At 55.8% G+C, this 21,003-nt stretch carries 18 protein-coding genes; 6 read left to right on the top strand and 12 right to left on the bottom strand.

What is annotated here, in order from left to right; all coding sequences use genetic code 11:
- Positions 1-113: 113 nt before the first annotated feature.
- Positions 114-1,238, bottom strand: coding sequence for a cell division protein ZapE (gene zapE / locus ACOTX2_RS23815; RefSeq protein ID WP_063148471.1), 1,125 nt, complete (start codon positions 1,236-1,238; stop codon positions 114-116).
- A 189-nt stretch (positions 1,239-1,427) separates the two neighbouring features.
- On the opposite strand from zapE, the gene zapG reads away from it, so the two are divergent.
- The 3 genes from zapG to degS all read left to right on the top strand — a co-directional run bounded on the left by zapG (position 1,428) and on the right by degS (position 4,525).
- Positions 1,428-1,826 (top strand): Z-ring associated protein ZapG, encoded by a 399-nt coding sequence (gene zapG, locus ACOTX2_RS23810; RefSeq protein ID WP_022649554.1) that lies wholly within the window; start codon positions 1,428-1,430, stop codon positions 1,824-1,826.
- A 171-nt stretch (positions 1,827-1,997) separates the two neighbouring features.
- Positions 1,998-3,365, top strand: a complete 1,368-nt coding sequence (gene degQ / locus ACOTX2_RS23805) for a serine endoprotease DegQ (RefSeq protein WP_022649555.1) — start codon at positions 1,998-2,000, stop codon at positions 3,363-3,365.
- Positions 3,366-3,457: 92 nt separating this feature from the next.
- Positions 3,458-4,525: an outer membrane-stress sensor serine endopeptidase DegS gene (gene degS / locus ACOTX2_RS23800; protein ID WP_003860430.1), complete on the top strand. Its 1,068-nt coding sequence runs from the start codon at positions 3,458-3,460 to the stop codon at positions 4,523-4,525.
- A gap of 51 nt (positions 4,526-4,576) precedes the next feature.
- On the opposite strand, the gene mdh is transcribed toward degS, so the two are convergent.
- Positions 4,577-5,515 (bottom strand): malate dehydrogenase, encoded by a 939-nt coding sequence (gene mdh, locus ACOTX2_RS23795; protein ID WP_063148470.1) that lies wholly within the window; start codon positions 5,513-5,515, stop codon positions 4,577-4,579.
- A 397-nt stretch (positions 5,516-5,912) separates the two neighbouring features.
- Here mdh and argR point away from each other — a divergent pair, with 397 nt between their 5' ends.
- Complete coding sequence (gene argR / locus ACOTX2_RS23790) at positions 5,913-6,383, top strand: transcriptional regulator ArgR (RefSeq protein ID WP_003860428.1); 471 nt, start codon at positions 5,913-5,915, stop codon at positions 6,381-6,383.
- Positions 6,384-6,761: 378 nt separating this feature from the next.
- Positions 6,762-7,025, top strand: a complete 264-nt coding sequence (gene yhcN / locus ACOTX2_RS23785; protein ID WP_100148854.1) for a peroxide/acid stress response protein YhcN — start codon at positions 6,762-6,764, stop codon at positions 7,023-7,025.
- Positions 7,026-7,084: 59 nt separating this feature from the next.
- Here the strand turns inward: yhcN and ACOTX2_RS23780 are convergent, their stop codons facing one another.
- The 5 genes from ACOTX2_RS23780 to aaeX all read right to left on the bottom strand — a co-directional run bounded on the left by ACOTX2_RS23780 (position 7,085) and on the right by aaeX (position 12,060).
- Positions 7,085-7,357: a barstar family protein gene (locus ACOTX2_RS23780; RefSeq protein WP_022649557.1), complete on the bottom strand. Its 273-nt coding sequence runs from the start codon at positions 7,355-7,357 to the stop codon at positions 7,085-7,087.
- Between the two features lie 45 nt (positions 7,358-7,402).
- Positions 7,403-8,857, bottom strand: coding sequence for an NAD-dependent succinate-semialdehyde dehydrogenase (locus ACOTX2_RS23775; protein ID WP_063148468.1), 1,455 nt, complete (start codon positions 8,855-8,857; stop codon positions 7,403-7,405).
- An 86-nt stretch (positions 8,858-8,943) separates the two neighbouring features.
- Complete coding sequence (aaeB, locus tag ACOTX2_RS23770; RefSeq protein WP_023298739.1) at positions 8,944-10,911, bottom strand: p-hydroxybenzoic acid efflux pump subunit AaeB; 1,968 nt, start codon at positions 10,909-10,911, stop codon at positions 8,944-8,946.
- A 5-nt stretch (positions 10,912-10,916) separates the two neighbouring features.
- Positions 10,917-11,849, bottom strand: coding sequence for a p-hydroxybenzoic acid efflux pump subunit AaeA (gene aaeA / locus ACOTX2_RS23765; RefSeq protein WP_023298740.1), 933 nt, complete (start codon positions 11,847-11,849; stop codon positions 10,917-10,919).
- Between the two features lie 7 nt (positions 11,850-11,856).
- Complete coding sequence (gene aaeX / locus ACOTX2_RS23760; RefSeq protein WP_003860416.1) at positions 11,857-12,060, bottom strand: p-hydroxybenzoic acid efflux pump operon protein AaeX; 204 nt, start codon at positions 12,058-12,060, stop codon at positions 11,857-11,859.
- Between the two features lie 178 nt (positions 12,061-12,238).
- Here aaeX and aaeR point away from each other — a divergent pair, with 178 nt between their 5' ends.
- Entirely contained in the window at positions 12,239-13,165 is a 927-nt protein-coding gene (gene aaeR / locus ACOTX2_RS23755; protein WP_022649561.1) for an HTH-type transcriptional activator AaeR, read from the top strand.
- 159 nt (positions 13,166-13,324) lie between these two features.
- Here the strand turns inward: aaeR and tldD are convergent, their stop codons facing one another.
- The 5 genes from tldD to mreD all read right to left on the bottom strand — a co-directional run.
- Positions 13,325-14,770 (bottom strand): metalloprotease TldD, encoded by a 1,446-nt coding sequence (gene tldD, locus ACOTX2_RS23750; protein ID WP_022649562.1) that lies wholly within the window; start codon positions 14,768-14,770, stop codon positions 13,325-13,327.
- Positions 14,771-14,853: 83 nt separating this feature from the next.
- On the bottom strand, positions 14,854-18,660 hold the full coding sequence (gene yhdP, locus ACOTX2_RS23745) for an AsmA2 domain-containing protein YhdP (protein ID WP_048966787.1): 3,807 nt from the start codon (positions 18,658-18,660) through the stop codon (positions 14,854-14,856).
- 42 nt (positions 18,661-18,702) lie between these two features.
- Positions 18,703-20,172 carry a ribonuclease G gene (gene rng, locus ACOTX2_RS23740; protein WP_003860405.1) on the bottom strand — a complete coding sequence of 490 codons (1,470 nt, stop codon included), beginning with the start codon at positions 20,170-20,172 and terminating at the stop codon, positions 18,703-18,705.
- Entirely contained in the window at positions 20,162-20,755 is a 594-nt protein-coding gene (locus ACOTX2_RS23735) for a Maf family protein (protein WP_003860403.1), read from the bottom strand. The genes rng and ACOTX2_RS23735 overlap by 11 nt, the downstream gene beginning before the upstream one ends.
- Positions 20,756-20,764: 9 nt before the next feature.
- A partial coding sequence (mreD, locus tag ACOTX2_RS23730) for a rod shape-determining protein MreD (protein ID WP_421625997.1) occupies positions 20,765-21,003 on the bottom strand: 239 nt, incomplete at its 5' end.

The following is a 21,003-nucleotide window of genomic DNA, read 5'->3' as shown; positions in this document are numbered from 1 at the left end:
TACAGCCGGACCAGGGCATCGCTGACAGCCCTCAGTCATTTAGAAAGCAACTTTATTGCTTCTGCATAAAAAAATTACTGGGGATCCCTCAGCCCACGGGGAGAGGGTAGCATTTATGGCATATGCTCACGCTTGAGGTACTCTTCGCTCTGCATCTCTTGCAGGCGCGACAGGCAGCGCTGGAACTCAAACTTCAGGCGCTCGCCCTGATAGATCTCATATAAAGGCACCTCGGCACTGACTACCAGCTTGACGTGGCGCTCATAAAACTCGTCCACCAGCGCGATGAAGCGGCGCGCTTCGCTCTCCATGAGTGGGGTCATGACGGGCACATCCCATAACATAACGGTATGGAACAGACGCGAAAGCGCAATGTAGTCATGCTGGCTGCGGGCGTCCACGCAGAGCGTTGCAAACGAGACGGCCAGCGTCTGGTTCTCTACGCCAAGCGTCGGCAACGGACGATGATTAATCTCCAGCGCTGGCGCGTTATCCCGCGGCGCCCCTGCCAACGCCAGCCAGAGTTTATCCATCTCGCGGGATGTGTCGGCATTCAGCGGTGAAAGCCACAGGTGCGCCTGCGTCAGCGTGCGCAAACGATAGTCGACGCCAGCGTCGACATTCATGATGTCGCAATGCTGCTTAATGGCATCTATGGCTGGCAGGAAACGCGCCCGCTGGAGACCGTTGCGATAAAGCTCATCCGGCGGGATATTTGAGGTCGCCACCAGGGTGATCCCACGCGCAAACAGCGCTTTCATCAGCCCCCCCAACAGCATCGCGTCCGTAATATCGGAAACAAAGAATTCGTCGAAGCAGAGTACGTCCGTTTCCGCCTTGAAGCGGTCCGCCACGATTTCCAGCGGGTCGGTTTCGCCCTGGAGCGCCGTCAGCTCTTCATGGACCCGGAGCATAAAACGGTGAAAGTGCAGACGCTGCTTACGCGTGCCGGGCAGGCTCTGGTAGAACATGTCCATCAGCCAGGTCTTACCCCGCCCAACGCCGCCCCACATATATAAGCCACGAACCGGTGCGTTTACCGTGGGCTCTTTTTTGCCCAGTAAACGGCCGAATGCCGCCTTCAGCCCACTGCTCTGCATCGCATCGGCGGGTTTCGCCAGAAGCTCCTGGTAAATCGTGTCCAGGCGGTTTACCGCTTCACGCTGGACATCATCCGGCTGGTGTGTGCCCTCACTCAGGGCGAGTTGGTAACGCGATGATGGGGACAGGTTTTGCATGATGTTATTGTTATTCCTTTAGTTAAACCTCATCAGCGGTCGTGGCTGATGAAAAAAAGGCCGTTCTACACTACGCGATGATACGTCAGGATTCCACTTCTGCGGAAATAGCGGTTATAGTGGCATAATCAGGCACAGGCAGGAGCCGAGCCAACACCCTACGGAACAACAAGACAACGGGAGAAGTTCATGACCTGGGAATATGCGCTAATCGGTTTAGTCGTCGGCATCATCATTGGTGCTGTGGCCATGCGTTTCGGTAACCGCAAATTGCGTCAGCAGCAGTCACTGCAATACGAACTGGAAAAGAACAAAGCCGAACTGGAAGAATACCGCGAAGAGCTGGTCAGCCACTTTGCCCGTAGCGCTGAGCTGCTGGACAACATGGCGACAGATTATCGCCAGCTCTACCAGCACATGGCGAAAAGCTCCAGCAGCCTGCTGCCGGAAATGACCGCGGAGAGCAACCCCTTCCGCAATCGTCTGGCGGACTCTGAGGCCGGTAACGATCAGGCACCGGTTCAGATGCCACGCGACTATTCAGACGGCGCGTCCGGCCTGCTGCGCGGTGGCGTAAAACGCGATTAATCGCACAACCTGAATAAATTTTACGGGCGCACCTTATGCGCCCGTCCTTTCTTCCCGTCCCCAGCTATTATTTAGTCAAACACCTCCATTGTTCAGCGGTTGAAAATTCAATAACATCAAGATGTTTTTGGGGCCGTTCTTTTTCATTCCAGGATACGAGAGTCAGCATCGATGAAGAAAAAAAACCAGCTGTTGAGCGCCTTAGCGTTAAGTGTCGGGTTATCTCTCTCGGCGTCCTTCCCCGCCAGTGCGGCACTGCCTTCGCAGGTGCCAGGACAAGAAGCCATTCCCAGCCTTGCGCCGATGCTTGAAAAAGTCCTGCCTGCGGTAGTCAGCGTTCAGGTGGAAGGGACGGCACGCCAAAGCCAGCGTATTCCCGAAGAGCTGAAGAAATATTTTGGCGAAGAGGCGCCGGATCAGCAGGCTCAGCCGTTTGAAGGCCTTGGTTCGGGCGTGATTATCGACGCGGCCAAAGGCTATATCCTGACCAATAACCACGTGATCAGCCAGGCTGATAAAATCAGCGTTCAGCTGAACGATGGCCGGGAGTTTGACGCCAAACTGATCGGCGGTGACGATCAGAGTGATATCGCCCTGCTACAGGTGCAAAACCCCAGCAACCTGACCCAGATCGCCATCGCCGATTCCGATAAGCTGCGCGTGGGTGATTTTGCCGTCGCGGTCGGTAATCCGTTCGGTTTAGGGCAGACCGCCACCTCCGGGATTGTCTCTGCCCTGGGGCGCAGCGGCCTGAATCTCGAAGGGCTGGAAAATTTCATCCAGACCGATGCCTCCATCAACCGGGGCAACTCCGGCGGTGCGCTGCTTAACCTGAACGGCGAACTGATCGGCATTAATACCGCTATCCTCGCACCAGGCGGCGGCAGCATCGGGATTGGTTTTGCCATTCCGAGTAACATGGCGAAAACCCTGTCTCAACAGCTGATACAGTTTGGCGAGGTTAAGCGCGGGCTGCTGGGCATTAAAGGCATGGAGATGAGCGCTGATATCGCCAAAGCCTTTAAGCTCAACGTCCAGCGCGGGGCGTTTGTCAGCGAAGTGCTGCCCAACTCAGGATCTGCGAAAGCGGGCGTGAAATCCGGTGACGTTATTGTCAGCCTGAACGATAAACCGCTGAGCAGCTTCGCTGAATTACGTTCGCGTATTGCCACCACGGAGCCTGGCGCTAAAGTGAAGCTGGGCCTGATCCGCGAGGGCAAACCGCTGACCGTGGAAGTGACACTGGACAAGAGCACCTCCTCTTCCGCCAGTGCAGAACAGATCTCCCCGGCGCTACAGGGCGCAACGCTGAGCGACGGTCAGCTTAAAGACGGCACGAAAGGCATTTCTGTCACTGCCGTTGAGAAAAGCAGTCCAGCCGCGCAGGCAGGTTTACATCAGGACGACGTGATCGTGGGTGTGAACCGCACTCGCGTGCAGTCTATTGCCGAAATGCGTAAGGTGCTGGAGAGTAAACCGGCGGTCATTGCCCTGCAAATTATCCGTGGCAACGACACCCTCTACATTTTACTGCGTTAACCATTTGCGACTCCGGGCATCGCCGCTGCGTGTGATGTCCGGATAACTCATGTTATGCTGCAAACCGTTCCTTTTTTAACGACACACGCATCATGCTTTTAAAGCTCTTTCGTTCAATTGTCATTGGTTTGATCGTTGCCGGTCTGCTGCTGGTGGCTATGCCATCTTTACGCCAGTTCAACAAACTGTCGGCTCCTCAGTTCGACAGCACGGATGAAACGCCTGCAACGTACAATCAGGCGGTACGCCGTGCCGCCCCCGCCGTGGTTAACGTCTATAACCGCGGGCTTAACAGTTCCGCTCATAACCAGCTGGAGATCCGCACGCTCGGTTCCGGTGTGATCATGGATGACCGGGGTTACATCATCACCAATAAACACGTGATCAACGATGCCGACCAGATTATCGTCGCCTTGCAGGATGGCCGCGTGTTTGAAGCCCTGCTGGTGGGGTCGGACAGCCTGACCGATCTGGCGGTGCTGAAGATCAACGCCACGGGCGGTCTGCCGACTATCCCGATTAATCGCAAACGAACGCCGCACATCGGCGATGTGGTGCTGGCGATCGGTAACCCGTACAACCTGGGCCAGACCATCACTCAGGGGATCATCAGCGCGACAGGTCGAATCGGACTGAACCCGTCAGGGCGGCAGAACTTCCTGCAAACCGATGCCTCGATCAACCACGGTAACTCCGGCGGTGCGCTGGTGAACTCTCTGGGCGAACTGATGGGCATTAACACCCTCTCCTTTGACAAGAGCAACGATGGTGAAACACCGGAAGGGATTGGCTTTGCCATTCCGTTCCAGCTGGCGACCAAGATCATGGACAAGCTGATCCGCGATGGCCGCGTGATCCGTGGCTACATCGGTATTGGCGGGCGTGAAATCGCGCCGATGCATACGCAGGGCGGTGGTATCGATCAGATCCAGGGGATTGTGGTCAACGAAGTGGCACCTGGCGGCCCGGCGGCCAATGCAGGTATCCAGGTGAACGACGTTATTCTTTCCGTCAACGGCACGCCGGCGGTCTCTGCGCTTGAAACGATGGACCAGGTGGCGGAAATTCGACCGGGCTCTATCATCCCCGTAGAAGTCATGCGTAATGACAAGAAGCTCACGATTCAGGTCACCATCCAGGAATACCCGGCCACTAACTGACGGGCATAAAAAAACGGAGCTTAGCGCTCCGTTTTTTTTACCGGGACAAGATCACTTGTTAACGAACTCTTCGCCCAGCGTGATGTCTTTCTTCAGCGTATCCAGCATGCCTTCCATCGCGTTTTGCTCAAACGCGCTCAGCGTGCCGATAGACTTACGCTCTTCAACGCCGTTTTTACCCAGCAGCAGCGGCTGAGAGAAGAAGCGCGCGTGTTCACCGTCGCCTTCTACGTAAGCGCATTCAACCACGTTTTTCTCGCCCTGCAGCGCGCGAACCAGAGACAGGCCGAAACGCGCCGCCGCCTGGCCCATAGACAGGGTTGCAGAACCGCCACCCGCCTTCGCTTCCACCACTTCGGTGCCTGCATTCTGAATACGTTTGGTCAGGTCAACCACTTCCTGCTCGGTGAAGCTCACGCCCGGGATCTGCGACAGCAGAGGCAGGATGGTCACGCCAGAGTGTCCGCCGATAACCGGCACTTCCACTTCCGTTGGCTGCTTGCCTTTCAGCTCAGCCACGAAGGTATTGGAACGGATGATATCCAGCGTAGTTACGCCGAACAGTTTGTTCTTGTCGTAAACGCCCGCTTTCTTCAGCACTTCTGCTGCGATGGCAACGGTGGTGTTCACCGGGTTGGTGATGATACCGATGCACGCTTTCGGGCAGGTTTCAGCGATCTGCTGAACCAGGTTTTTCACGATGCCCGCGTTGACGTTGAACAGGTCTGAACGATCCATACCCGGTTTACGTGCAACACCCGCGGAGATCAGCACCACATCGGCACCCTGCAACGCAGGACGCGCATCTTCACCGGAGAAGCCTTTGATTTTCACAGCTGTCGGGATGTGGCTCAGGTCAACCGCCACACCTGGGGTTACCGGAGCAATATCGTACAGGGAGAGTTCTGAGCCTGAAGGCAGTTGGGTTTTCAGTAGTAGGGCAAGCGCCTGGCCGATACCACCAGCAGCGCCGAGGACTGCGACTTTCATCCTAAACTCCTTATTATGGTTAACTTAAGTATCTGTAACTCCGTTGCGGCGACCATAATTCAGCACGTCATTAATTACAATTTTCATCGCTAAAGAATTTGAGGTCGCACGTCTTTGACCTTCACCCGAATGCTATCAGGCTGTGGGCAACAACGAATTAAGAGGGGGTTACAATACACCCTGCCACGCCACCAAAACAACATCATTTTGATAACATTTAATTTACTTTTAAGCTTATTTGCGCGGCGTGACCCAGGCATGTTTTCTGATAACGAAATCTGATAAAATCTCTCCCTTTCATAACATTATTTCAGCCTGGTGCCAGGTAGATAATTTGCATAAAAATTCATCCACATGCATAATAATGTTGTTTCTATCGTCATATTCCGGGTGACTTATGCGAAGCTCGTCTAAGCAAGAAGAATTAGTGAAAGCGTTTAAAGCGCTACTCAAAGAAGAGAAATTCAGTTCTCAGGGAGAAATTGTTCAGGCGTTGCAGGAGCAAGGCTTCGACAACATCAACCAGTCGAAGGTCTCCCGCATGTTAACCAAGTTTGGTGCAGTGCGTACGCGCAACGCCAAAATGGAGATGGTTTATTGCCTGCCTGCTGAACTTGGCGTGCCAACGACCTCCAGCCCGCTGAAAAACCTGGTTCTGGACATTGACTATAACGATGCCGTGGTCGTGATCCACACCAGCCCGGGTGCAGCCCAGCTGATTGCCCGCCTGCTGGACTCGCTGGGTAAAGCAGAGGGGATCCTCGGGACCATCGCCGGCGATGACACCATTTTTACGACCCCGGCAAATGGTTTCTCGGTGAAAGACCTCTACGAAGCGATTCTGGTCCTGTTCGAACAGGAGCTGTAATCTTCTGCCCCGTAGCGCCTGGCTGCGGGGATCATTCTGCTGCCGCCTCGTTTTACCCTGCTTTTCTCTGCCTGCTGCTTTTGCAAATAGTGCTTTTTACCGCCTGTTAACATTCATTCAGTGAATGATCTGCCGTAAAATCGCACTAAAAATCAAAGCCACCTATCCAATTGATTTACATAAGAAAAAATCATAACGCCTGCAGAGTAACGCCCTTTTTTATTCATTCCCGTTATAAAAAATGATGTTTTTAACACGTAATAACAGGCGAAACCATTAGTCTGGTATTAATTTTTTCCGTGATTAGTGTATACTTGATTTTGTGATGAGGGTCACAGAACAAAGACCCCAGTAAAATAATTGACGAGGTAAATAATCATGAAAATTAAAACCACTGTAGCTGCCCTGAGCGTACTGTCAGTCCTGTCATTCGGTGCGTTTGCAGCCGACACTATTAACGACGAACAGGCACAATCCCGTCAGGCTATCGGGACCGTTTCTGTTGGTGCCATCGGTACTTCTCCGATGGACATGCACGAAATGCTGAACAAAAAAGTGGAAGAACAGGGTGCGTCATCTTATCGCATCATCGAAGCGCGCAGTGGCGACCACTGGCACGCTACCGCAGAACTGTACAAATAAACCCTCGTCGTATCTCATCATACGACTTGCCCCTGACCTCCCGGTCAGGGGCTTTTTTATCACTGACGCACGTTGAAACGCAGTTGCCCTTCCAGCTCCTCCTCCGCTTCATCAAACAATAAAATCAATGCGCCAAAGCGTCTGCGCAGTTTTTCAGGCAGATGGGTAAATTCGATCTCCAGCGGTAACGGCAGCCTGTCGCCGGTAACCACATCCCACAGCATATCAAGATTGTTTACGCTGCCCCGCTCCAGGTCGAACGCCCGGATAAACTCGCGGTAGAAGTCTTCCTGACTATCAATTTCGTCAAAATCAAAGGTATAAATTTTCATTGCCAGCCACCCGGTACAGGCGGGCGGCAGATGCCGCCCTGTCTATTATAAGCCCCCGATATGCAGGGTTTTAACTACCAGAAACTCCTCCAGCCCCAGCACGGACCCCTCGCGTCCCAGCCCGGACTCTTTTACGCCCCCAAACGGACCCAGCTCGGTCGAGACCGCACATTCATTAATTCCGATCATGCCGCTCTCAATGGCCTGTGAGACGCGGAACACACGCGAGAGATTCTGGGTATAAAAGTAGGCCGCCAGCCCGTAAGGCGTATTGTTAGCGCGCATAACCACTTCGTCTTCCGACGTGAAGCGGAAGCAGGCGGCAACGGGACCAAAGGTCTCCTCTTCTGCCAGCTTCATGCCTTCATGGCAGTCACCGAGCACGGTTGGCATCCAGAAGTTGCCGCCAAGTTCGTGCGGTTTACCCCCAGCCAGCACCGTGGCCCCCTTCGCTACCGCATCTTCGACGTGCTCACGGACTTTCTCGACAGCCGAAGGCTCAATCAGCGGGCCGATAACGACGCCCTCGTCCAGACCGTTACCCACCTTCAGCGCCTTCACCGCATCGGCAAGCTGATTGACAAACTTGTCATAGACCGTCTCCTGAATATAGAAACGGTTTACGCTGACGCAGACCTGCCCGGCGTTACGGAATTTATTGGCGATGGCGCCTTTGACGGCGGCCTCAATATCCGCGTCCTCGAAAACGATATACGGCGCATTGCCGCCCAGCTCCATCGATACCTTTTTCATGGTCTCAGCGGAATTGCGAACCAGCGTTTTCCCGACGGCGGTTGACCCCGTAAACGAGATTTTGCGCACGTCATGGCTGGCCATAATGGCGTCGCTAATTTCTGAGGTGCTCCCCGCGACCGCATTCAGCACACCATCCGGCACACCGGCCTGCTTCGCCAGCGTCAGCAGCGCAAAGGCGCTCAGCGGCGTGTTGTTTGCAGGCTTGATGACGCCGGTACACCCTGCTGCCAGCGCCGGGCCGAGCTTACGGGTGAGCATAGCCATCGGGAAATTCCATGGCGTGATAGCAGCAACCACCCCAACAGGTTCACGAGTGGCCAGAATACGGGAGCCGGGTTTAACCGGAGGAATGATTTCACCGTTAGCGCGCTTGGCCTGCTCCGCAAACCACTGAATAAAGCTGGCAGCGTAGTCCACCTCGCCCTCAGCCTCTTTCAGCGGCTTGCCCTGCTCGGTGGTCATCAGCCGCCCGAGCCAGCTTTTGTTCTCGATAATTAGTTCATACCAGCGATAGAGGATCGCGGAACGCTCTTTTGCCGTTTTTGCGCGCCATGCGGGAAAGGCTTTCGTCGCGGCCGCAATGGCCTCTTCGGTTTCGGCTTTCCCTGCTTTCGCCACTTTCGCAACCACCTCGCCCGTGGCCGGGTTTAGCACATCAAACGTGGTGTCGAGTGTTTTCCAGATACCGTTAACCAGATACCCGGTCTGAAAAAGAATACTGTCCTGAAGAGCCTGGGTTGTCATGTGTCCTCCCTTCCTGAATGTTTGAACCTGCAAGAATAAGTATAGCCACAAAAAAACCGACGCTTTTGGCGTCGGTTTTCTCTTCGTTAGCTGTCTGTCAGCGCATTCTGGTAGCGGTGCAGCATAAACACCAGCCGCTCTACCGGCTCGGTAACCTGCGGCGGCGCTTCCCAGACTCGCAGTTTCTCCTGGTAGATATCCAGCTCCTCCAGCAGTTGCTTAAAGTAGCGGCGACGTTTGTCATCACTGGATGCCGATATCACATGGTCCGCCGTTCGCCGTAGCTGGCGGTGGAAAGCGGACAAATCGTCGTTGATCGGCACTGGCGCGTTCCGCAGACGCTGGTGCGCGATAATCATGGTTAACGCCAGACGGAAGCGAGCGACATCGCCCGGGAATTTATTCAACAGCAGGAACAGTTGCTGGTAAAGGGCCGGAAGGTGGTTCTGCTTGCGCCGCGCGGTGTTGGTGGTCAAGGACGATACGGCGGCCGACACAAACTGATTGAGCAGCACGCGCCCTGTCCGCGCCTGAGAGTTATCCCGCACCAGCAGGATCACCATCATCGCCAGGAAACAGCCCACCAGCTGGCCTAATGCGCTATCCAGGAACTGGCTGAAATGGAAGGTCATCGGGTTATCCAGCACGAGGATGTTAATCGTACTCGCCAGCGCACCTAACGATCCCAGACGGCGTTTTTGTACCTCAATCCCGATAAAGAACGCCATCACCGCCAGGCTGATACAGAGCAAAAGCATGCTTTGCTGCGTCGAGGGGATGATTACCAGGAAGTAGAGCGCGCCAATGGGTAACGCCGCAATGGTGCCGTACAGAAAATCAATAGCGACCATGCGCGGGTTGGGCAGACGCATCGCCAGCGCGGTAACGACGGCAATCATCACCATCGCGCCGCTGCCGGATGTCCAGCCGGTCCACAGCCAGAACAGCGTGCCGAGTATACAGGCCAGGGTGGTACGCCAGAAGTTAACCATCGCATGATGACGCTCGGCGGATTCCGGTTTGATCACCACTTCGCCCTGTAACACCTCTTCTTCCGCCGCACTGATTTTGGTGTTGCTAATCACGCCGCGTTTAAGAAGCAGGTAGCGCGTTGCGGCGCCAACCCAGGTATAAATGGTGACTGGCGTATCCCGTTCGCCCGTCCAGGCAATCACACGACGCATGCGTTTAAGCTGTCGATGCACGTCCTGCACCGTCTCCACAGGCTCATCAAACAGTTCGCGGAAGGTATCCGTTACCACTTCGGGGCGAGTGTTCTGAATCAGGTAGGTTTCACACGCCTGGGTGATCAGCGTTAACGAGACGGTATTGATCGCTTTCAGACGACGATTGGCACGCTCCCAGCGGGAAGACTCCATATTGAGATTACTGCGCATCCCTTCCAGCGCCTGCGTGCGGCGCACCAGCGCGCTCCAGGCCTTGTCGACCTCTTCGCTGTCGCCGTGCTTAATGCACAGCTGCATGAGCTGGTACTGGGCAACAATCAGCGCGTCCAGCTCACGATCGACTTCCTGCTTGATGGATCGCGGAGAGAAAAGCAGATCGGCGACAATCGCGCAGACGATACCAATGACAATCTCGCTACAACGTTCCACGGCGAACTGCGGAGCAAGCAGCGGTTCACTCTGAATGGTGATGATAATAATCAGCGCGGTATATCCCGCCAGGCCCCAGGCGTACGAGTTCTCCACCTTCACCAGCGAAGAGACCCAGGTGCAAAAACCCGCCCAGATACAGCATACAATCAGCATCAGCAGCGGCGTGCGGATCATCAGGATGATAATGGTCAGGGCGGCGATACAGCCGATAAAGGTACCGATAATACGCAGCATCCCGCGATAGCGAATTGCCCCGGAGTAAGGCTCGCCACCCGCCGCGAAGGCAGGACCGGCGGCGACGATCGCGGCGGTCAGAACAGCCCAGCGCGGCGTTTCAAGCTGGAAATGGAAGCCAACAAACAGCGCCAGCACAATGGCGCATGCCAGCTTCACGGCGAAGCGGATGTGCTGGCTGGCGATGGAAAAAATGCCCATAGCGATCAACCAAACTCGCGCAGGCGATGGGCGATTTGACGGAAGATAGAATCCTGGCTGGCATCACGGTCTTTTTCACCGGTGATCACTACCGTCGCCGTGGTGCCTGCGGGCCAGAGGTTGCTCTGCTGCTCATCCAGACGAATGCGTACCGGTACGCGCTGCGCCAGACGAACCCACTCGAGGTTAGAATCGACGGTCGCCATCCCTTTTGAATCATTGGTACTGCTGGCGTTGGTCACCCCCGCGGCCACGCTGTCCACGGTTCCTTTCAGGACCCGGTTGCTGCCGAGCGGCGTGATTTCGGCGCGATAGCCCGGACGCACGCCTTCCAGCTTGGTCTCTTCCATATAGGCGAGGACGTAGAAAGAGTTCTGTTTCACCAGCGCCACGGCCGTAGAGCCGCGCGTGATAAACTCACCCGCATAGACGTTGAGGTTGGTTACCCAGCCATCGGACGGGGCGCGGATAACGGTACGTTCCAGATCGAGCTTCGCCAGATCGCGCGTCGCCTGCGCTTTTGCCAGCTGATGCAGCACGGTTTGCAGCACGTTATTGGACTGATCAATCTCTTCCCGGGACATGGCCTGGATGCCCAGCTTGTTACGACGTCCTGCTTCACGGCGTTTTTCAGCGGCCAGCGCGTTGTAATACGCTACGTCGGCTTCCGCTTCTTCCAGCGCTTTTTGATAGCGCGGCTGGTCGATAGTGAACAGTACCTGATCTTTTTTCACCAGCTGGTTATCGTGGACATTGACCGCCGTAATGAGACCGGCGACATCGGGCGCTATCGCGACCACCTCCGCGCTGAAACGCGCATCGCGCGTCCACGGGGATTCGGTGTAATAAACCCAGGCGCGAAAAATAGCGATGAACGCCAGGATGACCAGCGCCATAGTGATGGCAGTGCGGGAGATTTTTCTTGTTAGCGTTTTCACATCAACCTCAGACAAACATGCGCGATATTAAATAGAACAGGCAGCAATACAGCGCGGTATTAAACAATGCAGGATGCCAGACGAAATCATAAATCCCGGTAGGGACCAGCACCTTGCGCACCAGCCAGAAGATCGCCAGTGATAAAAGAAGCTCGAAAAATATCGGTGGGAACGACAGACCGAACACCACGATAACGGGAAACAGACTCATGTTGACCTTGATTAAAGAGATGCAGGTTACTGGATTATTAAGCTCACGCCGCCGCAGGAGAGCATGAATTGCCGGGCGAGAGTGGCGCAGCCGTTATGTAATTAATAATATATTAACGTAACTGTTATGCTGTTATCTATCATATGTGATCTAAATCACTTTTAAGCCAGAGTGAATAATGGAACGTCTAAAACGCATGTCCGTCTTTGCGAAAGTGGTTGAGCAAGGCTCTTTTACCGCCGCAGCACGTCAGCTACAAATGAGCGTCTCATCCATTAGCCAGACAGTGTCAAAACTGGAAGATGAGCTCCAGGTGAAGCTGCTCAACCGCAGCACCCGCAGCATTGGGCTGACGGAAGCGGGTAAAATTTACTATCAGGGCTGCCGTCGAATGCTGCATGAAGTGCAGGATGTTCACGAGCAGCTCTACGCCTTTAACAACACGCCTATCGGCACGCTGCGTATCGGGTGTTCTTCAACTATGGCACAAAATGTTCTCGCTGCCATGACGGCGGAAATGCTGAAAGAGTATCCCGGTTTAACCGTTAATCTGGTAACGGGTATTCCGGCACCGGATCTGATTGCCGATGGGTTAGACGTGGTGATCCGCGTTGGCGCATTGCAGGACTCGAGCCTGTTCTCGCGTCGACTGGGCAGCATGCCGATGGTGGTCTGCGCTTCGAAAAGCTATCTGGCACAGTATGGCGTACCGGAAAAACCTGCCGACCTGAGCAACCACTCGTGGCTGGAATACAGCGTTCGCCCAGATAACGAATTTGAATTGATCGCGCCAGAAGGGCTTTCCACCAAACTGCTGCCTGAAGGCCGTTTCGTGACCAACGATCCGATGACCATCTCACGCTGGCTGGTGGCCGGGGCCGGGATCGCCTACGTGCCGCTGATGTGGGTGATCAACGAGATCAACAGCGGCGAACTGGAGATCCTCTTCCCGCGCTACCAGTCGGATCCGCGCCCGGTGTACGCGCTCTATACCGAAAAGGACAAGCTGCCGCTGAAGGTGCAGGTCTGTATTAACTATCTGACGGACTATTTTGTGGAAGTGGCAGAGCTGTTTCAGGGGATGCGGGGAAGAAGGAAAGAGTAGGCCTCCCCCCTCACCCCGGCCCTCTCCCCAAAGGGGCGAGGGAGAAAAGACGGCACGGAGCAGTCCCCTCTCCCCAAAGGGGCGAGGGAGAAAAGACGGCACGGAGCAGTCCCCTCTCCCCGTTGGGGAGAGGGTTAGGGTGAGGGGAAAATGAAAAAATTACGCCGTGCCGCCCACCGTCAGGTTATCAACCTTCAGGGTTGGCTGGCCCACGCCTACCGGCAGGCTCTGGCCCTCTTTGCCGCAAACGCCCACGCCGTTATCCAGCTTCAGGTCGTTACCCACCATGGAAATCTGCTGCATGGCCTCAATGCCAGAGCCAATCAGGGTTGCGCCCTTCACCGCTTTGGTCACTTTGCCCTTCTCAATCAGATACGCCTCTGAGGTAGAGAAGACAAATTTACCGGAGGTGATATCCACCTGGCCGCCGCCAAAGTTCGGCGCGAAGATCCCGTAATCAACGGATTCGATAATCTCCTGCGGCGTGGATTTACCCGGCAGCATGTAGGTGTTGGTCATGCGCGGCATCGGCAGGTGTGCGTAGGATTCGCGACGACCGTTACCCGTTGGCGCAACGCCCATCAGACGCGCGTTAAGCTTGTCCTGCATGTAACCTTTCAGTACGCCATTTTCGATCAGCACGTTGTACTGGCCCGGCGTGCCTTCATCGTCGATAGAAATCGAGCCGCGACGGTCGAGCATGGTGCCATCATCCACCACGGTACACAGTTCGGAGGAGACTAGCTGCCCCATCTGACCGCTGAATACGGACGTCCCGCGACGGTTGAAATCCCCCTCCAGGCCGTGACCGACCGCTTCGTGCAGCAGCACGCCAGGCCAGCCTGCGCCCAGAACCACCGGCAGCGTACCGGCAGGTGCCGCCACGGCAGACAGGTTGACCAGCGCCATGCGCACGGCTTCTTTTGCCCACGCATCCGCGCGCGCTTCGCCGTCAACGTCGCCGAGGAACCAGTCGTAGCCAAAACGACCGCCGCCACCGCTTGAGCCGCGCTCGCGCTTGCCGTCGTCTTCCACCTGCACGCTGATAGAGAGGCGCACAAGCGGACGCACGTCGGCGGCCAGCGTACCGTCCGTCGCCGCCACCAGAATCAGCTCATAGACCCCGCTCAGACTGGCAGAGACTTCCTGCACGCGTTTGTCCGCCGCGCGAGCCACTTTGTCCACGCGACGCAGGATGTCCAGCTTCTCTTCGCGGCTCATGCTTTGCAGTGGATCGATGCTGGTATAAAGCGCAGCGTGCTGCACTTCACCCAGGGTTTTCACGCGACCGTCGCCGGTATCACGCACAATGGTTCGCGCCGCCTGCGCGCTCTGCTCCAGCGCGGCCAGGCTTATCTGGTCTGCATAAGCAAAACCGGTTTTTTCGCCGCTGACGGCGCGCACGCCGACGCCCTGGTCAATGTTATAAGAACCATCTTTAATGATACTGTCTTCTAAAACCCAGGATTCGTGATAGCTCGACTGGAAATAGAGATCGCCGTAGTCGAGGCGGCGTTCGGTCAGTTGACCAAGAATGGAGAACAGGTCCTGATGGCTCAGGCCGTTAGCTGCGAGCAAATGTTCACTTACCAGGTTCAGACTCATCGTATTGCTACTCGTTCGTTGCCGCCAGTGGCGGTATAAAATCAATATTATTGAGAGTGAGGCAATTACCTGCCCACGTCAAATCATTGCTGTGCTTCTTTGCGCGGCTGGCGCAGCACTTCATTAATCTGCGGTTTATCGATTGGGCCCGTAATGCGGTAGCGCAGAATCGAGACTTTGCTCCAGAGCGGCCCCAGCACTTTGCTGGCGGCAAATACCGCCGCGCCGATTATCGGATTGACCACAAAAGCGGTAGCAACACCCACTGTAGCGGAGATTTCCGGGGCAACAACCGCTTCCATATCCAGCTCCCGGCGCACGAGGTTCACTGATCCTTTCATGGCGATGTCCGCTTCCAGGCCGTCCAGCAGCGTATCATCGGTATGCATCACGCCGTCCTTGATCCAGGCCGTTCCGCGAATGGAGTCATAATAGAAACCGTCGTTGAAGGTATCGCTGAAATCGAAGCGCAGCTTGCGCAGCAGCGCGTCAAAGCTCAGCAGGCGCAGTATTTGCCCTGCATGACCGGTGCTAACATCGGCAATTTGTCCCTTACCAAAACGGGTTCTGAGGATACCGTTCAGCGAGGCAACGTCCGGCTGCCACGGTGCCGCGCGCCAGTGCAGATCGTAATTCACATCGAAGGACGATCCGCGAAGCGGCGTGCTGATCCCAAAGAAGTTAGCCGCGGAGTCCAGCTTGTTGCCTTTAATATCGCCCTTCAGCGAGGTGCGCTGTTCACCCGGTTTGTTCACCCACTCGCCAGCGGCGGTCATGCGGCCAAAGCCGGTATCCACCAGCCCACCAGAGAGGCTCAGCGTATTGCCCTGAATAGCAAAATCACCGTCGATACGGCCATATTTCTGTCCCCACAGCCAGCACTCCGCACAGCGCAGCTGGAGATCGGGCCAGTTGCTGAAATCCACGCGCGACGTTCCACTGCTGCTGAAAGGAGACGTACTTGTCGACTGTGTTTTAGACGCCGTAAAGGTCGGGTTGTAATAGAGATAACGGATAGCCGCCTGCCATGGCGCGTTATCGCGCATCGTCAACGAACCGTTAATTTCACGCCCCTGCGCCTCGACCTTTGAGCCGTTCACCGTCGGCCGGGAGACAATACTCAGGTTGTTCCACTGCTGCCCACCCAGCGTCAGCGCAGGCGTGCGCAAGGTAATGGACTGCGGGAACTGCGCCGTTTGGTCGACGTTTTGCCCGACACCTTTCTGAAACAGTGCCAGCCACTCTGCGCCATCCATCGGCGGGAGATTCAGTTCAATGCCCGCCTGCTCCGGCAGCGGCGGCGTGGTACGGCTGTCCGTCGTCCAGATCGCCCTGTCCAGCGTCAGCTTGCGGTTAAGCAGCCAGCGGCTGTTGAAGTGGTTTGTTCCGCCAGCGTTTCCGGTTAAATCGAAGCTGTTAAGGTTGCCCGCAACCTTAACGTTGACGGGCAGTGCTTCACCGCTTTTCTTGTTCAGCGGTGCGGGAAGCTGGCTACTGAGGTTTTTTAGATCGCCCGTAATGTCGACGTTATAGCGCGCACCGGCATGATAAGGCAGGTCGATGGCGACCTTGCCATTCCATGACACCGCGCCGTCCACCGCATTCTCAATCGGCTTCGGCAGAACATCCATGCGTGACGGCTGCCAGTTCGCGTCCATATTGACCGCCACCTGGTAGGCTTTATCGCCCTCGGTGGTGGAGAAATCGATATTGACGGGTTGATTGAACCAGGTCGCTTTCAGCGGCTTACTTTTCAGATTGCCGTTAACAAAGCTGAACTGACCGCTAAGGTTTTTCAGCGTGCTGTCCAGCGGCTTGATATAGAGGCTGTTATTGTTCAGACGAACGTCGCCTTTGGCGGTGGTCATTTCACCGTCGAGCGGGATATCCAGATGTAAGCGAGCATTCACATCACCATCTAACTGCAACTGCTGGAGAGTGGCCGCCAGGGAGTCATCCAGCGGCGTATCTTCAAAATATGGGCCAACCGCTTTACCCGGCCCATTAATATCCGCATCAATCAGCAGTTTCTCTTTGGAGTAATCCGGGATGTTTGCCGTCAGGTTGCTTGCTGTTACGCCGCCCAGCGCAACGCTGTCCGTCTTCATCCACAAGCCGTCATTCAGGAAGTTGAGTTCGATATTCAGATTCTTCAGCGCGGGCCAGTCCGGCTGGAAGGCATAGGTGGCGTTGCGTAGCGGCACCAGAACCTGGAACTGGCCTTCGTTATGCTTATACGGGAACAGGTGCGGATTGCCGCCGTAGACCAGCGTGGCGTTATCCGCCTGACCGCCCTGAATGGCGCCGCTGAGATAGTCTACCAGCGCTTTCCCCATCAGGTTTTCCGGGAAGTAGCGCCACGCCTGCGAACCGTCATCTGTGCTTATGCCTGCCAGAATGCCCAGCCACGGCTCATCGCCTTCAGGCTGTAGATAACGGAAATTACCGCGGGCATGTACCGCTTTGGCTTTTACATCAATATCGCGACCATCGAGCTGAAAACCTTTGTCATTCTTCAGCCAGTTAAGAGTGGCGTTTCCCTTTTCGATCTCCAGTGGCGCACGGAAGACCGTTTCGTACGGCATTTTTGCTTCCTGCATTTCTGCCGTCAGCCTGCCGTTTTCCACGCTTCCTTCCAGTTTACCGCTGAAGTGCTCGGCACCCGGCAGCAGCTTCCACTGTTTCCATGCGAGATTTTTCCATGCCGCCTGAAAACGCGTCTTTTCCGTGGCCTGGAGCGGAATATCCAGCGCCAGCCGGTTTATCTGCCCGCTCGGTTGCGTCGCCAGCCAGATTTCGCCCAGCTCCGGGGAGAGTTTTGCGGCCATTGAACGCAGCCCTTCGATCGCCGTCAGATCCAGGTTACTGGCGCGGATACGCAGCTCATCGCTGCGTTTACCGTTTATACCGCCGACGTCCTGCTCCGGCATCCACGCCAGCGTCAGCGCGCCGCGCGGCCAGGGTTTGTTATCCATGGAGATGCGCGTATCCGGAATAGCGAACTGCCAGCCGCCTTTATCCTGCGTCACGTGTGCGGTGAGGTTATCGACGGAAAGCTGATGCTGATGGTTTTCCCCCTTCCAGCTCGCGCCCCCCTGCTTAAGCCAGATATCGCCGCTGGCGAATGCCCCGTTCGTCAGGGTCATCCAGCCTTCCAGGCTGAAGCGCGCGGTTTCCAGCTGCATGTTCTGCTGTAGCCACTCACCCAGCCACGGCTTCACGTCCACGTCGTCCGCCTGTAGCCACACCCTGCCGTTGTTCAGCAGGCCATTGTCGTCGCGCAGATCCATCCGCACCTGCATAACGCCGTGCTGCCCGTTCAGGCTGGAGAGATTCACCTGCCCCTCGGCGCGGTGGCGATCTTTCCCGTTTAGCCAGGTCAGCTGTGGGATCGCCAGCTCAGCGCGCTGTCCGGAAAGGGTTATAAAGCTCACTTCGCTGTCGCGGAGATCGAAATGATCGAACTGCCGCAGGAAGAGATCGCTGATACGGCTGGTTTCCAGCCCACGATCGCTGTCGCCGCTTTGCAGCGGCGTGTTGGTCATCAACTGAAGTTGCCAGAAGGTGAGATCGCGAAACTGCCAGCGCAGATGCAGCAGGCTTTGCCAGACATCCAGCGCCAGGGTGACGCGTTTGATTTTAAGATGGCCGCCATCTTTCAGGCTGGCGCTGATATCCCGTGCATCAAGCGTCGGGCCAAAGTTCTGCCAGCTTGCCTCGATATGGCTCACGTCCACCGGCAGACCGGTGGCAGATTCGATTTTTGCCAGGATCTGCGGCCGCCAGCTGTCCAGATGCGGCAAGGCGAGACGCAGCCCGCTCACGAGCAACGCGACAATCACGACCAGCGTTGCCCCTGTAAGCAGTAAAATCCCCGGCAATCGCCTCACGCGTCTCTCCTTGTCAGCCTTAAATCTCGCAGCGAACTGCGTTTACATCATGACGACGTCAAACTGCTCCTGGTTATAGAGCGGCTCAATTTGCACTTTTACCTGTTTGCCGACAAAGATTTCCACTTCCGCCAGCGCGTGCGACTCTTCCCCTTTCAGGGCCTCTGCCACCGCAGGGGAAGCATAGACCAGAAAACGGTCTGAGTCGTAGGCATGATGGACACGGACAATCTCACGCATGATCTCGTAGCAGACCGTCTCCACCGTCTTTACCGTTCCGCGTCCATGGCAGGTTGGACACTCATTACACAGGACATGTTCCACGCTTTCGCGGGTCCGTTTCCGGGTCATTTCCACCAGACCGAGCTGCGAGAAGCCATTGATGCTGGTTTTCACGCGATCTTTACTCAGCGCCTGCTCCAGGGAGTGCAGCACGCGACGGCGGTGGTCTTCATTATTCATATCGATAAAGTCGATGATGATAATACCGCCCAGATTACGCAGGCGAAGCTGGCGTGCGATGGCCTGCGTCGCTTCTATATTGGTATTAAAGATGGTGTCATCGAGGTTGCGATGGCCGACAAACGCGCCGGTGTTGATGTCGACGGTGGTCATCGCTTCGGTTTGATCGATGATCAGATAGCCACCCGATTTCAGCTCAACCTTACGCTCCAGCGCACGCTGGATTTCGTTTTCAACGTCATAGAGATCAAATATCGGCTGGCGTCCGGTGTAATGCTCCAGCAGCCCCGGCATTTCCGGGATGTACTCGGCGGTGAACTCCAGTAAGGCTTCGTACGTCAGACGCGAGTCCACGCGGATTCGGTCGAGCTGCGCATCGGCGAAATCACGCAATACGCGCTGAGCGAGCGCCAGCTCACCGTACAGCCGGTAGCGGGTCTGGTTGCGTTTTTTACGCTCCATCACTTTGGTCCAGACGCGCTTCAGATAGGCCGCATCCGAGGCCAGGTCTTCTTCGCTGATCCCTTCCGCTGCGGTACGGATAATAAACCCGCCCTGCTCGTCGCAGTAGGCGCTGACCACCTTTTTCAGGCGTTCACGCTCGCTTTCGCTCTCAATACGCTGTGACACGCCGACGTGCGACGCCCCCGGCATAAAGACCAGATAACGTGAAGGAAGGGTGATGTCGGTGGTCAGACGCGCGCCTTTGGTGCCCAGCGGATCTTTTACCACCTGCACCATCAGATCCTGGCCCTGACGCACCAGCTCAGAGATGTCGCGCACGGCAAACTGTTTTTGCTCTTCGCCTGCCACGCATTCGGTATGCGGCATGATGTCGGAGGCGTGCAAAAACGCCGCTTTATCGAGCCCAATATCTACAAAAGCCGCCTGCATACCCGGCAGTACACGACTGACACGACCTTTGTAGATATTGCCTACGATTCCGCGCCGCGCTTCACGCTCAATATGAATTTCCTGAAGAATGCCACCATCAATGTAGGCCACACGGGTTTCCGATGGCGTTACGTTTACCAACAATTCAGCCGTCATAATTATCCCTTCCCTCACGCAGTGAGTTAAAATTGCTCAGCAACTCATACGTTTCCACCAGCGGTAAGCCGACTACGGCGTGATAGCTGCCATTTATCTTCCTGACAAAACAGCCACCCAACCCTTGAATACCGTATGCACCTGCTTTATCCATAGGTTCACCGCTGGCGATATAGCCGGCGATCTCCTCGTCGGTGAGGACTCTGAACGTCACTTCCGTTACCACAAGGCAATCCAGAACGTACTGGCTGTCTGCCAGCGCTACCGCCGTCATCACCTGATGGGTTTGTCCGGACATGTTACGCAGCATCCGCGCAGCATGGTCTGCGTCGCGGGGTTTCTCAAGCACCTCACCATTGAGGATGACGATGGTATCGGCCCCCAGCACCGGTAAGTCACGCGGCACGCATGCAACGCCCGCCTGCGCTTTTTCACGCGCCAGACGGGAGACATACTGCTGAGCGCTTTCGCCCTCAGCACGTTTTTCTTCGATACCGGTAACGATGCGTTCGAAGGATACACCCAACTGCGCGAGCAGTTCCTGGCGACGCGGAGAACCGGAGGCAAGATACAAAGACGTCATAGAAACCTTTTATTGCACGGCAAACTGCTGGCGAATTTTACGCATCAGCAGGAACAGCCACGGCCAGAGCACACCGTTTACTACACTACTCCAGAACACTTCCGGTCGGAAAGAGACGTTGATCACTAAAAACTCTGCCCAGAAAACAACGATATCCGCAGCGAGCGACAACAACATCACCACCAGCGCCTGTTGCCAGAGCGCAAGGTTACGAAAGAGCTGGAATTTGAGTGCAACGAGATACGCAA

Origin of the sequence: Enterobacter cloacae complex sp. IR5412 (assembly GCF_049237385.1) — a bacterium.
GTDB lineage: Bacteria > Pseudomonadota > Gammaproteobacteria > Enterobacterales > Enterobacteriaceae > Enterobacter > Enterobacter intestinihominis.
The sequence above is the reverse complement of the archived record's forward strand: the minus strand, read 5'-3'. Positions and strand labels throughout refer to the sequence as shown.